This is a genomic window from Sedimentibacter sp. LTW-03 (assembly GCF_052059825.1).
GTDB lineage: Bacteria > Bacillota > Clostridia > Tissierellales > Sedimentibacteraceae > Sedimentibacter.
This window is the reverse complement of the sequence record NZ_CP197180.1, coordinates 1,032,311-1,047,808: the sequence shown is the minus strand read 5'-3', so window position 1 is coordinate 1,047,808 and position 15,498 is coordinate 1,032,311. Positions and strand designations below refer to the sequence as shown.

At 34.6% G+C, this 15,498-nt stretch carries 19 protein-coding genes and 1 riboswitch; of the genes, 1 reads left to right on the top strand and 18 read right to left on the bottom strand.

Going from position 1 to position 15,498, the window contains the following annotated elements; genetic code table 11:
* Positions 1 to 9: 9 nt before the first annotated feature.
* The 4 genes from ybeY to ACS3UD_RS05265 are packed head-to-tail and all read right to left on the bottom strand — an operon-like array spanning position 10 to position 2,928.
* Positions 10 to 459, bottom strand: a complete 450-nt coding sequence (gene ybeY / locus ACS3UD_RS05280; protein WP_308137469.1) for an rRNA maturation RNase YbeY — start codon at positions 457 to 459, stop codon at positions 10 to 12.
* Complete coding sequence (locus tag ACS3UD_RS05275) at positions 452 to 1,417, bottom strand: PhoH family protein (RefSeq protein WP_308137470.1); 966 nt, start codon at positions 1,415 to 1,417, stop codon at positions 452 to 454. The genes ybeY and ACS3UD_RS05275 overlap by 8 nt, the downstream gene beginning before the upstream one ends.
* 18 nt (positions 1,418 to 1,435) lie before the next feature.
* Complete coding sequence (locus ACS3UD_RS05270) at positions 1,436 to 2,644, bottom strand: sporulation protein YqfD (RefSeq protein ID WP_308137471.1); 1,209 nt, start codon at positions 2,642 to 2,644, stop codon at positions 1,436 to 1,438.
* Between the two features lie 2 nt (positions 2,645 to 2,646).
* The gene (locus tag ACS3UD_RS05265; RefSeq protein WP_308137472.1) at positions 2,647 to 2,928 is read right to left on the bottom strand and encodes a YabP/YqfC family sporulation protein; all 282 of its coding nucleotides are present in this window, start codon (positions 2,926 to 2,928) and stop codon (positions 2,647 to 2,649) included.
* A gap of 218 nt (positions 2,929 to 3,146) precedes the next feature.
* Positions 3,147 to 3,245, top strand: a riboswitch (TPP riboswitch).
* Between the two features lie 103 nt (positions 3,246 to 3,348).
* Between ACS3UD_RS05265 and thiC the strand changes: the two genes are divergently transcribed.
* Complete coding sequence (thiC, locus tag ACS3UD_RS05260) at positions 3,349 to 4,653, top strand: phosphomethylpyrimidine synthase ThiC (RefSeq protein ID WP_308137473.1); 1,305 nt, start codon at positions 3,349 to 3,351, stop codon at positions 4,651 to 4,653.
* Positions 4,654 to 4,745: 92 nt separating this feature from the next.
* On the opposite strand, the gene ACS3UD_RS05255 is transcribed toward thiC, so the two are convergent.
* From ACS3UD_RS05255 to ACS3UD_RS05190, 14 genes are all read right to left on the bottom strand, one after another.
* On the bottom strand, positions 4,746 to 5,117 hold the full coding sequence (locus tag ACS3UD_RS05255; RefSeq protein WP_308137474.1) for a hypothetical protein: 372 nt from the start codon (positions 5,115 to 5,117) through the stop codon (positions 4,746 to 4,748).
* A gap of 312 nt (positions 5,118 to 5,429) precedes the next feature.
* Entirely contained in the window at positions 5,430 to 6,017 is a 588-nt protein-coding gene (locus tag ACS3UD_RS05250; protein WP_308140117.1) for a dipicolinate synthase subunit B, read from the bottom strand.
* 1 nt (position 6,018) lies between these two features.
* On the bottom strand, positions 6,019 to 6,897 hold the full coding sequence (gene dpsA, locus ACS3UD_RS05245) for a dipicolinate synthase subunit DpsA (RefSeq protein WP_308137475.1): 879 nt from the start codon (positions 6,895 to 6,897) through the stop codon (positions 6,019 to 6,021).
* A 173-nt stretch (positions 6,898 to 7,070) separates the two neighbouring features.
* Positions 7,071 to 7,736 carry a rhomboid family intramembrane serine protease gene (locus ACS3UD_RS05240; RefSeq protein ID WP_308137476.1) on the bottom strand — a complete coding sequence of 222 codons (666 nt, stop codon included), beginning with the start codon at positions 7,734 to 7,736 and terminating at the stop codon, positions 7,071 to 7,073.
* A 227-nt stretch (positions 7,737 to 7,963) separates the two neighbouring features.
* Positions 7,964 to 8,953, bottom strand: coding sequence for a helix-turn-helix domain-containing protein (locus tag ACS3UD_RS05235; RefSeq protein WP_308137477.1), 990 nt, complete (start codon positions 8,951 to 8,953; stop codon positions 7,964 to 7,966).
* Between the two features lie 352 nt (positions 8,954 to 9,305).
* Entirely contained in the window at positions 9,306 to 10,034 is a 729-nt protein-coding gene (locus ACS3UD_RS05230) for a Rossmann-like domain-containing protein (protein ID WP_308137478.1), read from the bottom strand.
* On the bottom strand, positions 10,006 to 10,755 hold the full coding sequence (locus ACS3UD_RS05225; RefSeq protein ID WP_308137479.1) for an ABC transporter ATP-binding protein: 750 nt from the start codon (positions 10,753 to 10,755) through the stop codon (positions 10,006 to 10,008). Before ACS3UD_RS05225 ends, ACS3UD_RS05230 begins: the two co-directional genes overlap by 29 nt.
* A gap of 12 nt (positions 10,756 to 10,767) precedes the next feature.
* Positions 10,768 to 11,553, bottom strand: a complete 786-nt coding sequence (locus ACS3UD_RS05220) for an ABC transporter permease (protein WP_440977734.1) — start codon at positions 11,551 to 11,553, stop codon at positions 10,768 to 10,770.
* Between the two features lie 13 nt (positions 11,554 to 11,566).
* Entirely contained in the window at positions 11,567 to 12,382 is an 816-nt protein-coding gene (modA, locus tag ACS3UD_RS05215) for a molybdate ABC transporter substrate-binding protein (RefSeq protein ID WP_308137481.1), read from the bottom strand.
* A gap of 153 nt (positions 12,383 to 12,535) precedes the next feature.
* A complete protein-coding gene (locus ACS3UD_RS05210) occupies positions 12,536 to 12,979 on the bottom strand; it encodes a GatB/YqeY domain-containing protein (RefSeq protein ID WP_308137482.1) in 444 nt (147 codons plus the stop codon).
* 11 nt (positions 12,980 to 12,990) lie between these two features.
* Positions 12,991 to 13,176 (bottom strand): 30S ribosomal protein S21, encoded by a 186-nt coding sequence (rpsU, locus tag ACS3UD_RS05205; protein ID WP_019227108.1) that lies wholly within the window; start codon positions 13,174 to 13,176, stop codon positions 12,991 to 12,993.
* A 105-nt stretch (positions 13,177 to 13,281) separates the two neighbouring features.
* Complete coding sequence (locus ACS3UD_RS05200) at positions 13,282 to 13,623, bottom strand: histidine triad nucleotide-binding protein (protein WP_308137483.1); 342 nt, start codon at positions 13,621 to 13,623, stop codon at positions 13,282 to 13,284.
* 38 nt (positions 13,624 to 13,661) lie between these two features.
* Positions 13,662 to 14,984, bottom strand: coding sequence for a tRNA (N(6)-L-threonylcarbamoyladenosine(37)-C(2))-methylthiotransferase MtaB (gene mtaB / locus ACS3UD_RS05195; protein ID WP_308137484.1), 1,323 nt, complete (start codon positions 14,982 to 14,984; stop codon positions 13,662 to 13,664).
* A 67-nt stretch (positions 14,985 to 15,051) separates the two neighbouring features.
* Positions 15,052 to 15,402 carry a YraN family protein gene (locus tag ACS3UD_RS05190; RefSeq protein WP_308137485.1) on the bottom strand — a complete coding sequence of 117 codons (351 nt, stop codon included), beginning with the start codon at positions 15,400 to 15,402 and terminating at the stop codon, positions 15,052 to 15,054.
* Positions 15,403 to 15,498: the final 96 nt, after the last annotated feature.

Genomic DNA, 15,498 nt, shown 5'->3' with positions numbered 1-15,498 from the left:
AACAATTCCTTATTTATATATTTTAAGCCTTTTCATAATATCTTTTTCTTTTGAGCGCATTTCTTCCTTTTCGGATGCATTCATATGGTCATATCCTAACAGATGAAGCATGCTGTGCACTGACAGGTACAGCATTTCTCTTTCCAGACTGTGGCCGAAATCATTGGCTTGTTCAATTATTTTCTGAGTTGAAAGCACAATGTCACCAAGTATAATAACTCCGTTAAATTCGTCATCATCCATTGGAAATGACAATACATCTGTTTCTGAGTCAACATTCCTGTAATCTCTGTTAAGTTCCTTTATTTCATCGTTGGTAACGAAGGAAACACTCACCTCGTAGTCTCCCTCACACCCTTCTTCTTCAAGCACAGCATCTACAGCCTTTTCAATAGCCTTCATATTTTCGTCTGTAATTTCCATTACATCCTGTCTGTTATCAAATAATACATTAATCATTTTTTCCCTCGTATCTTTCGTATGCTTTAATTATGTCTTGAACTAGCTTATGTCTTACAACGTCTGTAGTGTTAAAATACATGAATCCTATATCTTCAATATCTTTTAAAATCCTTGCAACGGTCTTAAGTCCGGACTTCTTTCCAGCAGGAAGGTCTATCTGGGTAATGTCCCCCGTTATGACTGCTTTCGATCCGTAGCCTATACGCGTCAAAAACATCTTCATCTGCTCATTTGTTGTGTTTTGAGCCTCATCAAGAATGATGAAGGACGAATCTAGAGTACGACCTCTCATATATGCGAGTGGAGCAACTTCAATAAGCTGCTTTTCTACGTTTTTTAGGTAATTTTCAGGTCCCATTATGTCAAACAGAGCGTCATAAAGGGGTCTAAGATATGGATCAACCTTGTCTTGCAGATCACCTGGCAGAAATCCCAGTTTTTCTCCTGCTTCCACCGCAGGCCTTGTGAGAATTATCCTGTCAACTTCTTTTTTTCTGAAAGAATTTACTGCTGCGGCAACTGCCAGATAAGTTTTTCCTGTACCGGCAGGGCCAATTCCAAATGTTATATCCTTCCTGTTTATAATATCCATGTATCTCTTCTGCCCCACTGTTTTAGGTTTAATAATTCTACCCGATGCGGTGGTGACAATTACGTCTTTTAATACTTCACTATAGTCTATACCGGAATTTGAATTGTTTGCTTCAATTAAATAAACTACCTTCTGGTCGCTTATCTCTCCTTCCGTGTCAATTACATTAATCATGTCTTTTAATATCTTAACGACTGCTTCTGTTTTCTTCTTATCTCCTGTAACCTTGATGACACCGCTTCTTATAAGTATATTGACGTCAAAATAGCTTTTTATTATTTTAATATTTTTGTCATGAATTCCTAAAAGCTTTATAAGGTTATCTTCATTTGCCATTAAAACATTTTCTTCGTACAGCTCCATTAATCCTCCTAGAATAATCTATGTTGTTCCATCTTCGTTGTCGGCGGGCATCATTGGATACAATCTTACCTTTTCGCCTATGTCTTCGATAATTTCAATTTGCGCCCTGAGATAGTAATATTTTTCATCCTCTAAAAAATTTATGGATGATTTCAGTATTTTAGCATCAGCGCCGCATTTTTTCAATAGATCATCGTACATATTAACAGTCATAGTGTTTTTTGCTGTAGCTTCATCTATTTCAAACGGTTTGAGCTCCTGTTCATAGTATGTTCCTTTTACAAGCGCAATATCAGATAAATTTGAAATTATCGGTATGTTAATTATTTTCTCCCTATAATTATAATTTTCATAGGGATCTTTGTCACCTATTATTTTAATACCATTGCCATTTATTTGCAAGTAATAAACATTTTTACTTTTGTTTGTAGCTGTTTCAATTTCCCTGAGCTTTTCCTCCTTCATTTCAAAATTGTAATATGTCTTGCCGTAGATAGTTCCTTCAGAAGGGACCATCATAAATTCATCGGAATTTTTATTTTTGACCATTCCCATAACCAAAGTCTGCCCTTCATAAACTACGTCCCCTTCCTTGACTACAGGTTGGCCGCTCTTTGCTATCACTTTATTTATTATGGCATTTTTAACTGAAATAATGCTTGATGGCTCGTTGGTTTTTATTTCTGCCTTTTCAGGAGTTTTTTCTTTCACAAATATTATTAAATTTGATCCTTCTATATACACCTCAACAAATTTAAAATTTTCAAACTTGCTGTAAAGAAGAGTCTCTATTTTTTTAGCTTTTATTTCTGTGTGAGCAATAGGAATTTTTATGCTGTTTTCGTCCAAAGTCCTCATTATTTCTTTAGCTGTAAGATTTGTTGTACCTACAATCTGCACGCTCCATACCAGAGATGATATTATGTAAAGGCATATAAAAAGAATAAAAAGCCCAACAATAAAGCCTTTGCGAACTCTTAATTTTCTGAGTTTTAATGCAAAACCTTTTTTGCTGACTGCCTCTGTCTTTGTTTCTCGCAATATTTCTTCATACTTTCTGTAATCTTCATATGAAATTTTAAACCTAACGGATTCCTCGTTTTTTTCTACATCCCACATTCGAATGCCTTTTCTTCGGAGTAAATTTATTATTTTTTCGCAGTTAGATGCCTTAAGCCGCACTACAACATAGCCTCTCAATAAATACATCAACTTAAATATAAGCATACTTACTCCTTCTTGCCAAATATAATTTGATTGATATTTCCTCTTATAATTACATTATAGTTATTTATCTCTTCTATCTTAAATTTCGATCCCTTTATCAAAATGGTGTTTTCTGCAGTCTTTATCCCAACCTCATCATTTTCGTATACAGTCATACCCAAATGGTTTTCAATTATGACTTTTTTATTTCCATGCATTTTTAAATCAAAATTGTCCGACAATGCATCATTGGGGATTTCTAAATCATCCGCCAGCTTGCTCCTAAGGTTGTTAAATTTTCCCATACATACCTCCTTATGGCTTGATCATGCTTAAACATGAGAGTTGTCTTATAATAAATTATGCATAGGTAACTTGTACTATGATAACACCTGTGGGCATCTTTTTAAATATATAATCAAAGCAGCAATTGTATAAAATTATTAATTATTTCTGATTTTGGTGATAATTTTATTGGCAGATATTTGTTAAATGTTGACACACATTTAATATGATAGTAAAATATAAACAGCAGGGGAACTGGATTCAGTTGAGAAGGTTAAAACCTAACCCTTTGAACCTGACGGTTAACACCGTGGTAGGGAGCGATATTGCTATTATTTATAACGCTTGCCTTTCAGGTGGGCGTTTTTTATTTGCCCCCAATATTCCCAGGCTCTGCCAGCCTAAAAATATAGGCTGAAACCAAAATAACGGAGGTATTCATGAAGTACAAAACACAGATGGAAGCAGCAAAAAAAGGATTTATTACTAAGGAAATGAAAGTCGTTGCAGAGAAAGAAGGCATGCAGGCTGATAAGCTTTGTCAGTTGGTAGCGTGCGGCCAGGTAGCAATTCCGGCAAATATTTATCACACTTCTCTGTCACCTGAGGGAATAGGGACCGGACTTAAAACCAAAATTAATGTAAATTTGGGTATTTCAGGAGATTGCAAGGATTACAGCCTAGAAATTGAAAAAGCCAAATTATCGCTGAAATTCGGATGCGAATCAATAATGGATTTGAGTAACTACGGAAAAACAAATTCCTTTCGCAAAGAGTTAATTGCAATGTCCGGTGCTATGATAGGAACAGTACCTATGTATGATGCGGTGGGCTATCTTGAAAAAGAGTTGTCTGAAATATCCGCTCAGGACTTTTTTAGTGTCGTTGAAGCTCATGCAAAGGAAGGCGTTGATTTTATGACGATACATGCCGGCATAAACCGACGTGCCATAGAATCCCTAAAGCGAGAAAAACGTCTTACAAATATAGTGTCAAGAGGCGGCTCTCTATTGTTTGCTTGGATGGAAATGACAGGAAACGAAAATCCGTTTTTTGAATATTATGATGATTTGCTAGGTATACTCAGAGAATATGATGTTACCATAAGCCTTGGTGATGCCCTGAGACCAGGATCTATTGCAGATAGTACCGATGCTGCTCAAATCAGTGAGCTGATTGAAATAGGCAATTTAACAAAACGTGCGTGGGAACAAGATGTTCAGGTGATGGTTGAAGGTCCGGGACATATGGCCATGAATGAAATTGCCGCCAATATGACTCTTCAAAAGCGTATTTGCCACAATGCTCCGTTTTATGTGCTTGGACCTATTGTAACAGACATTGCTCCAGGATATGATCATATAACTTCAGCCATTGGCGGTGCAATTGCTGCGGCAAACGGAGCTGATTTTCTTTGCTACGTTACTCCGGCTGAACACCTGCGTCTGCCGGATCTTGACGATGTTAGAGAAGGAATAGCTGCCAGCAAAATTGCTGCTCATGCTGCTGACATCGCAAAGGGAATCCCAGGGTCAAGAGATATGGACAATCGAATGAGTGATGCACGCAGAAGGATAGATTGGGAAGAAATGTTTTCGCTTGCCTTAGACGGAGAAAAAGCGAGAAAATATTTTGAAAGCACACCTCCTTCGGACAAGAACAGCTGCTCAATGTGCGGAAAAATGTGTGCAATGCGTACAACAAACCACATATTAGAGGGAAAAAAGGTAGAACTCTGTAAATAATTTGAAAATAACAGGAGGTTTTTTAGAAAGAAATTTCTAAAAAACCTCCTGTAGCTTACACGCTTTTTTTAACTCCGATTTGCCCTCTGTTTTCAATTATATAGTCTCCGGCTTTGTATATTCACTGGCTTTATTTCATCATGGTTATAAGTGATATATACATATGTACTATTGGCATCATTTATGTTTTCCGGTGTAATTTTAGTATTCAACAACTTACTCAGCAAAGCAGAACTTGTTTCCGACCTTATTACCTCTAGGTTGCTTAAAGCAATATCAATATTTTTTAATTTATCCGGTGATATTGAGCTCGCCCCTAAATAATCTGTTGAAGCAGATGAAAGATTATCTATTAAGACTTTGTATGCTGAGTTTACAGTAAATGTAAAAATATTGACAGATAAAATAAAAATGATTATTGAACATATTAAAATTACAAAGCTTTTTTTATTTTCTTTGCTCATCCTCTGTCCCCCTTGTTTTTCAATTACATTTAAATGTATCTTCATAGAATGTAGCTGACTGTTAATAATGTAAGTCCCAGGACAGACATGAAAATTTTTCTTCGCTGCCTCCCCTGTAGATTATCGTAAGAATATTAAATTTTAACAAATAATTCCCCTCATATAATATATGACGAAAGGCAGTAAAAAAAGTTTCAAATTTTTTCATATTTTTTTATAAATGTTATTTATTTACTTTTATTTTAAAAAACTTTATTAATGCAAAATAAGGTAATTCCCTAAAAAAATTCAGGGAAAAATATCCCTGAATTTTTATTTAGGTCCGCAAATTACTGGCTGAAGCTGCTTTCCTTCCAAAGCCATTTCAATTGCCGGAATTATATTGTCAATGTGTGCAGTCATGGAATTCGGTTTACCATTATAGTTATCCTGTCCAAAAGGTACGAAGTAAATATTTTTTGTATTATACAGCCTTGCTATGTTTTCAAAATTCATTCCAAGTGCGTCATTTGTTGAAATAGAAATAACTACAGGTTTATTTCCTCTGAGGTGCGCTTTTGCCGCCATCAGGACGGGTGTGTCTGTAATTGCGTTGGCAAGCTTTGCTGCCGTATTGCCTGTGCAGGGGGCAATTAAAAATACATCGAACATGTTTTTAGGCCCCACAGGCTCAGCTCCTTCAATTGTTGTAATCGGCGGTTTCCCTGTTATTTCAGATAAAATTTGAATGTAGTCCTCTGCATTCCCGAAGCGGCTGTCTATAGATTGCGCGTTAAATGAAAAAACAGAATATAAATTATCACACTGCTCGGCTATTTTTACTATTTGAGGTACTATTTTTTCAAAAGTACAAAAGGAACCGGTTATGCCAATTCCCACTTTCTTTCCTGATAAGGTCAAATTAATCACTTCTTTCTTTCAAAATTGGAATAATTGCTTTGGCAAGAAATTCTGCCGAGGATTTAGGAGCTGTCCTTCCAGGAATGCCAAGACATAGATGTGCGTTTAGATTAAGTCTCTCGGCACATTCATAGTCAACTCCCCCAGGGGATGATGCAATGTCTATAATAGTAGTATCCGAAGAAACTGACGACAATATTTTTTCATTGAGTACAGGTGAAGGAATTGTATTAAATATGAAATTAAAATCACGTACATCTAGGTTATTTTCATTAATCTGAATATAAGATAGACTATTGATATAGGCTTCCGTCAGAGCACTTTCTTTTCTTGCTGCAACTGTAACATTAGCACCAAGCGCATTTAATTTTGATGCTAATACCCTGCCGCATTTTCCGTAACCTAATACCAGTACATTGTTTCTGTGCAGGTTAATATTACTCTTTAGTATCGCTTCCGCTATTGCACCTTCAGCGGTAGAAATGGCATTAAAGAGTACAAGGCTTTCATTTTTCATCAGATCATAATATGAAATATTCTTTGCTTTACAGTCCTCCGTAACTTTTTCCGGAAGATTTCCTCCTATTAAATAATGCTGTTGATTTAGACAAGCTGTAAATTCTTCGATTGAAAGGCTTCCTGAATCTCTGTATGTGCTGTTTATATTTACCTTATCTCTTGAAAATGGTATCGGCGTAATCAAGGTATTGCTCAATTCCATAGCATGGTGCAGAGAATCAGCTTTGTCTGCTGTTTTTGCCGATATGTTTCCGGATAATCCGAAGGTAATTATTTTAAAGCCTGATTTGTTCAGAAATGAAGCGAGATAAGTCTGGCGTGAATCGCCGCCGATTATAGAAGCATCATATTTATAAATCATTAATTCTCCCCGAATTTTACAAGATGCTTATATTTTATGCAAAGATGAATCAAAGGTTACTTCATAAAAAGCAACCTGATAATTATTATATTAAATTCACCTTATATTTCTCTACTTTCTATATTATTTATACTTAGGTAATAGTAATTTTATATAATTATTGAGTTCAATGTTTATTGCCATCCGTCTTTATATTTTTTCATCTCTCTTTTAAAATTTCTTCTTGTTGCACCGTATTTTCTCTGATATTTTATATAATCAATAAAATCTCCTCCAAAGAAGATAAAGAAATTAATCAACGATGCAATAACAGCAACTTTGGTACTTATAGTTCCAAAAATCAAGCTGATGATGAAGAATGCCCAGTCCAGATATGCAATCCACTTAACTTTAACTGGAATAACAAAAAACAGCAATATTTCTAAATTAGGGAACAGGTATGCAAATGCAAGAAACAACGATAAGTTCAAGTAGGCACTGGTTCCTGCCCCTGTTAAAAATGCAGCAATAATTGTACCTGCCATACCAAAGAGATAGTACATGTTAAATTTAAATGATCCCCATTCATTTTCAAGAGTTGTTCCCATCATGTAATAAAAATACATAACAAATACAATGAAAATAATTGATGTAGCCGGCGGTATGAAAATAAAGGTTATTATTCTCCAAATCTGCCCTTTAATAATTAAGTCCGGAATAAAAACTAAATAGTTGTAAAGTGATATGTTTAGAATATATTGTGCAATATATACTGCCATAGTTATTCCAATTATGTAATGCATTAAATTCGGTATAGCATAACGACCAAATTTTCTTTCAAGTTTATTTAACCATTTCATATTATTTCCCTTTCGTATTTAAATTCATCCGCTCTTCAAAAGCTAAAGGTATTGTATTTCTACGGATATTATTCAATAAATATATCCGACGACTAATAAATATTATACTATACTTTATTAGTCGCCTTTTTATGAGCATAATATATTTAACCTCAAAAATCAAGATAATATATTGTTATTCCTTACCTTTGTTTTATATTAAGCTACCTCTCTCCCTCGAGAGATATCTACAAATCTAATGCCTTTACCTCCGAAGCTTTTAATAAGTTCTGTTTCGTGTCATTATCGATAAAACTATATTGTTTTTTTATTTTATTAATTAGTTCTTCGCTTATATAATCTCTGCTGAATAATTCATAGAAAGGTCCGTACGTTGATATATAGTATGCAGGTACAGGACTGTACTGTATGAGCAATTCATAAAGACATTTTTCAAACCATTCAACAGCTTCTGTCTTCATTTCCTTTTTATAATAAGCATAAGCAAGATAGTAGTATGTGAAATTAGCCCGCTCATATGTATTTGTTTCCAGTTGGTAGTGGTTTATCCATAGTCCATGCTCTATGGCTAAATCATTCTCCCCGCTGATATGAGCAAGTGTCATTATGTTCAACTTGACGGATATTATAATATGTGAGTATCTCAGAAGCATAGTTTTATTGTTCAGTATTTCATTTGCCTTCAATATTGCTTCTTTTGACTTTTCGATGTTGTGGTAAAATTGATAACACGTAGACAGCATAATATACAAATTTGCCGTAAACCCTTCTTCCCTATACCTGGGTTCTATTTTATCAATAAGTTTATTGATTTTTTCTATTGCAACCTCGTATTTATGATCTACAAATACAGAATGAGCTATGTTATTAACCTTTATCTCATACTTCCACGGAGCTTTTTTAAAGTCCGGCAACTTGGCAGCTCTGTCGTTAGCTTCCTCTAATTTATTAAAATCAGCAATTGCTCTGTACATAGTAAATTTATTAACCAATTTCTTAACCTGAATCGGTTCATCACAGTCAAGAAATTCATAATATTCAAACAAGTTATCCCCAAGTCTGATGCTGAGCAGCCTGACTATCTCCGTTGAAGGGCTGCGCAACCCTTTTTCAACCATGTAGAGATATTTGTCAGAACAAATATTTTCGCACAATTTTTTTCGACTCATTCCCTGATTTAATCTTAATTTATGTATTATATTTCCTATATGGTTCATTTGTGTCTCCTTACTATAGAGTTTAATAGTTTATATACCATAATGTAATATACCACCAATTATAACATGCAAATCATGGAAATGATTTTTATTTAGTTAATATACTGCCGGATCAGGATACATCTGAGTATTGAGCTTTACGTCAATCAGGGCATAATTGCTGCAGATGCCCGTTTGCAGCTCTTTTATAATCCATACAATATGGTATTTATAAATATTGTATGAGTAAAAATATACAAAAAAATTCCCGAATCGCAATATGCATACTTGGGAATTTTTTAAAGATTTTTAGCTAAGTAAAAAAATGTCTAATGCTTCTCTAAAGAAGAAAACACTAAATATACCCGGCTTTTTATGCAGAATAGAAGCACAGCCTTTCAAGATCTTTTAAATATGCCGCACCTGCTATAGTTGTACCGAAAAAAAACACAGGCTTATCCAAAGATAGAAACTGTGTAATAGTGCCGTTAGTTACAGTGCTGCCGGTAACCAGAAGTAAATCTGCCCAATTCATAACATCATGGGCTTTTTCTCTGCTGTCTTCCACCATAGTATCATACTTTATTTTGCCGATATTATTGTCATCAAGGTCTAAAACCCTTACAGAAAAATGCTTCCTGATATTATCTAAAATTGCTGGCTGAAAACCTACTAATCCTATATTGACATTTCCGAATTTTTCCTTCAAGTTCTTGACAAATTCACTTCCACAGAGTTCTGGTTCCTGATTCTTACAATGAACAGTATTGCTTATTAGACCAAGGTATTTTAGAACAGCATTTAATGAGGCAATGAAAAGTGCCTTGTTCCTGTTATCCGATAAATCCATATTTATAATGTCTTGTATATTTCCTCTGAATACAGTTGGAGCATCAGTAAATGCCTGGCCGATAGCTCCCTTAAATTCAGCATTTATTAAAACCTCTTTGCCGTTTAACAGCGGATAATCTTTTCTAGAGGTAATTCCAATTGCTTCCTCCGGTGTCAACGCAGAAGTGGTAACAAAAATACCTTCTTTATCTAAATTACTGTCTGAAACTATTTTTTTAAATCTATTTTGTAAATCCGTATATAAGTCCATTTTCCTTCCGCCTTTCTTCTTGAATTTCTATAGTTTCTTTTAAAAATAACGCATCCCCTTCATTGTATATATCTCTGCTGTCACATGTTGATAATAATCTTCCTTCATTCATTACGCCTATTCTGTCTGATAAGTAAACAGCCTCGTCCACATCATGGGTAACATGAATAACGGTAGTTTTGAGCCTTTTATGTATATTTTTCATTTCCTGTTGAAGCTTCAGCTTTATGTTCATATCAAGAGCACTCATTGGTTCATCCAAAAGTAATATTTCTGGAGATATGATAAGTGCTCTAGCTAAAGCAACCCTCTGTTTTTCTCCCCCGCTAAGCCTTGCAGGATATCTGTCCAATAAATGGTCTATTTTGAGCATTGAAACTAGTATGCATAATTTCTCCTCGATAACACTTTTGCTTACCTTCCTTATTTTAGGTCCAAATGTAATGTTATCTTTTACTGTCATGTGAGGAAAAAGTTCATAGTTTTGATACACAAACCCCACATTCCTTTTTTCGGGAGAAAGCTTGAGAAGATTTCTTTTATTATAATATATACTTCCTTTATCAGGTAGGTAAAGCCCTGCTATTGTTTCAAGAAGGACAGTTTTTCCAGCACCGCTGGGCCCAAGTATGACAAAATATTCTCCTGCCTTTATATTAATATTAACATTTCTTAAGCAAAACTTGCCAAGTTTTAATTTTATATTTTTAATTTCCAGCATACGATATCCTTTTTAATAATTAGAGTGTTTTCTCTCTATAATTTCAAATAAGAGCATAGATAATAAGGAAATACTTATTAAAATTGTTGCAGTTCCTATAGCTATATCCAAATCTCCTGTAGACATATTTAAAAATATTGCCGTGGGAAGCACTTCTGTTTTCATTCTTGTTGTTCCCGCCAGCATGATTACTGCTCCAAATTCACCCAGAGCCCTGGACCATACAATTACTGCCGAAGATAGAATACTGCTTTTTATCTGTGGAATTACAACATATATGAATGACTGAAATCTGCTGCATCCCAATGTTCGTGAAATAAATTCCATTTTACTTCCTGAATCTTCAACAGCTGTTTTCAGTATTTTAATCATAAATGGCATATTTACAAAAACCTGAGCCGCAACAATACCTTTTTTTGTGAAAACAAAATCTATTCCAAGCTTTGATAATATTCTGCCTGCTCCCGAATTTCCTAAAAAAAGAAGCAGTGCTATACCGGATACTAAATGAGGTAAAGACATGGGCAGAAAAATCAATACTGAAGCTATTTTCTCATAGCCTTTATTCAGCCTTGCCAGACAATATGCAGAAGGCAATGAAATGATCAGACACAATAATGTTGAAATACTTGATGTTATAAGACTTAATCTGATTGAAAATATTATCTCTTCCGACTTAATACATGTCATGACGCTGTTGATACCTCTGGACACTAATAAAACAAGTGGTATCAACAAAAAAAGCAATGCTGCTGCTAAAAAACAATATGTAATAACTGTAAAAAGCTTGTCTTTCATAATAATTTTCTGTCTATTTTACAGGAGGGAATCCATATTTTTCAAATATTTCTTTTCCCTTGTTTGAACATACAAAGTCAACAAATCGTTTGGCTTCGTCTTCCTGCTGTGTAGATTTTAAAGTCCCCACAGGAATAATCTGCGCTATATTTATATCTTCAGGAATTTTAATAAGTTCAATTCCTTCATTTTGAAAAGCTGAATCTTCCGTAATTATTGCTGCATCAGCGTCTTTTGATGTTAAATGCACTATAAGCTCATTAACCGTTGAAGTTTTTGAAACAACATTGTCATTTATCCCATCCAGTCCTGTTTTTTCTATTATTCTTTGACTTGTTTCACCTATTGCATTTGCTTCTTCATCTCCAAGAACTACCTTTACTCCCGGTTTAGCAAGATCCTCCAATGACTTTATATTCAGCGGATTTCCTTTTTGAACTCCTATAGCGGGATTATGGTATGCCACCTCCATGCATTCTTCAGCCAAACCCTTTTCTACCGCAGAGGCATACGCCTTCTTTGATCCTACTATAAACACATCACCTTTGCCTGAAAGTTCAACCTGACCCAGCAGCTGTGTTGAACCTGCAAATACATATTCAATTTTTAGGTTATTTTCCTGCTGGTATATTTGTGATATTTCTGTCATAGGCTTTTTCAATCCTGCACCACAATAAACAAGAAGAGAAGCACTTTCGTTGTCAACTGTCTCTTGTTCATCCTTTGCGCCGCCGTCCTTAATTGTGTCATTTTCATTGCTGCACGCGGTAACAGTAGCAATAAGCATCAATAATGCAAGAATAAATACACCTGTTTTAAATGTTTTCATTTTGTTCCTCCAACAATATTGTCGTTATATTTTTTAAAATATAACGTAAATACAGTATACATATATCGCTAGCTATTGTCAAGATATTAACGCAATCAAATAATGTTTTAAAAATTTACATACAAAAAAAACCCTGATATCAGGGTTTTTAAACTATTTAATATATTTCGCCACAATTTGATTTACATGCTTGCCATCTGCTTTGCCCTTGACCTGAGGCATTATGAGAGCCATAAGCTTTCCCATGTCCTTCTTGGTCTGAGCGCCTGTTTGCTCTACTGCTTTTTGAACAATAGAATCAAGTTCTTCATCTGACAGTTGAGGCGGTAAATATTCTAATAGTATTTTGATTTCTTCATTGGTAAGATCTATAAGATCCTGTCGATTGCCTTTTTCAAAGTCGGAAATTGAGTCTTTTTTCTGTTTTATTTGCTTAGATACTATATCTATTACATCAGCATCGCAAAGTTCAACTCTTTCATCAACTTCTTTTTGTTTAATAGCTGCTCTTACCATTGTAACAACATCTTTTTTGACTTTGTTTTTAGATTTCATGGCCTCTTTAAGGTCTCCCATGAGTTTCTCTTTTAAAGGCATACTTTCACCTCTTATCTTGCTTTTTTGTTTTTCTTTCTGCGAGCCGCTTCAGCTTTCTTTTTACGCTTTACGCTAGGTTTTTCGTAATGCTCTCTTTTTCTTACTTCAGACATAACTCCTGTAAGCGCACATTGTCTTTTAAATCTTCTTAGAGCGTTATCGATTGACTCGTTTTCTCTAACCTTTACCTCTGTCATTTTGCTACCCTCCCCTCGTCTTCTACTACTGTATGTCCCAGACACCAGCGAGTTTGAAATAGCACTTAGTTATTATATACTATAAAATAAGTAAATGCAAGGTTTTTATGATAAAGTTTCTGACAATTTTTTTCCACCAATTAAGTGAAAATGCAGATGTTGTACGGATTGGCACCCGTCTTCTCCGCAATTGCTGATAACTCTATACCCGGATTCATTTATATTTTCCTGTTTTGCGATTTTATTCACAGCTTCGAATATTTCTGCGATAATATTTGAATTTTTCGAATTTATGTCATTCATTGACGTAATATGCATTTTAGGAACAATCAAAATATGTACAGGCGCCTGAGGGTTTAAATCTCTAAAGGCAACCAAACTTTCTGTTTCATACACGTAATTAGTCGGAATTGTTTTATTTGCAATTTCACAAAAAATACAGCTCATTTATTTCACCTCTCCCCTATAAATTTAACTATAGTATATTATTCGCTCCATAAATAATCGTTCTTAACGCATTTAATATGGGCGTTTACTATCTTGTTTTTAATATTAATATCACTTTTCAGCAAAACTTTCAAGTAGTTTGTTGTGTAACCTTCAAATATATTTTCTTTTTTTTCTGTTTCGACCAGCACAGGAATGGTCTTTCCTTCAAATTTTTTCATGAAATCCCTTGAAAAAGAATCGGCTAAATCTATTAATGTTCTGCTTCTCTGTGATTTTAGTGCCTCATTCACCTGGCTTTTCATTTCTGCCGCCTTTGTTCCTTCTCTCACAGAATACTTAAAAACATGAATTCTGGAAAACTTTATTGCCTTTACAAATTCAACCGTTTCATTAAACTCCTCATCAGTTTCTCCCGGAAATCCCACAATTATGTCTGTAGTTATTCCGGCTTCAGGCATATACTTTCTTATGAGCTCGACATTATTTTGGTATTCGCCTGCAGTATACTTCCTGTTCATTCGCTTAAGAACGTAGTCGCTTCCGCTTTGCAGCGAAAGGTGAAAATGGTCACAAGTTTTATCCAGTGTCGAGTATCTCTTTACAAAGTCCTCAGTAATTAATTTCGGCTCCAAAGACCCGAGGCGTATTCTTTCGATTCCTTTGATCTCATTAATGTCTTCAATCAATTTAATGAGCGCATCCTGCTCGTGAAAATCTTTACCATAGGAAGAAATGTGTATGCCGTTTAAGACAATTTCCTTGTATCCGTTAGATGCTACTTTACTTACTTCCTCCACTATATAATCATGGCTTCTGCTTCGTATAGGCCCTCGCACATAGGGTATTATACAGTACGAACAAAACTGACTGCACCCATCTTGAATTTTTATGTTAGCACGGGTTTTATCATGGACAGTGCTTATTTTTAGCTCCTCATAATCTTCTCTTCCGTAAAATTCTTCCACTTGAGATTCATACTTAATGTCCTTGAGCCTTTCTTTTATAAGTTTCCCTATATTACTTTTATGTTTTGTCCCAATAATTATGTCAACATCTGTTTCTCTGCTCAACTTTTCTCCGTTAAGCTGTACGCTGCAGCCTACTGCAACAACAACGGCTTCAGGATTCATACGCTTGGCCTTATTAATAAACTGCCTGGATTTTCTTTCGCTTTCTTTTGTTACGGCGCACGTATTTATTATATAAATATCACTTAGCTCTCCCTGAGGAACAACAACAAAACCTTCCTGTTCCAAAAGCTCAGTCATTGCTTCAGTTTCAAATTGATTTACTTTGCATCCGAGAGTGGTAAATGACACAGTGTATTTTTCTTTTATATTTGATGCCTGTTTGTTCATTAATTCTCCTAGTTTTTACTTGATTGTTAATGAAATAATATCACATAAACTTATATTTTTCAAGCATCTAAGTTTGAAATGCATTTTCTATATAATTAATTTCTCGTCTGTCAGCTATTATTTCAATAACATCAAATTGACATGGAAGATCTTCTCTGCCTGAAAGCATAAAATAATATTTTGCGGCACCGATAATTTTTTTTTGTTTGGATAGGGTTACAGCTTCCCTGGGGTATCCGTATTTTGTATTAATACGACCCTTCACCTCTATGAAATGTAATCTTCCGTTTTTTGATGCAATAATATCTATTTCACCTAATCGGCAGACAAAATTTTCTTTAATTATTTTATAGCCATTGCTGGATAAATAATTTTCTGCTACTTTTTCGTACACATACCCTTTATTTTTTTTATACATTGGCAGCCTCTCATTAGATATAAGACTTAAGTATTATTTTACACAAAATGACTTATGATTAATAACTAGATGCTTATATGATTTTCAGCAATCGGA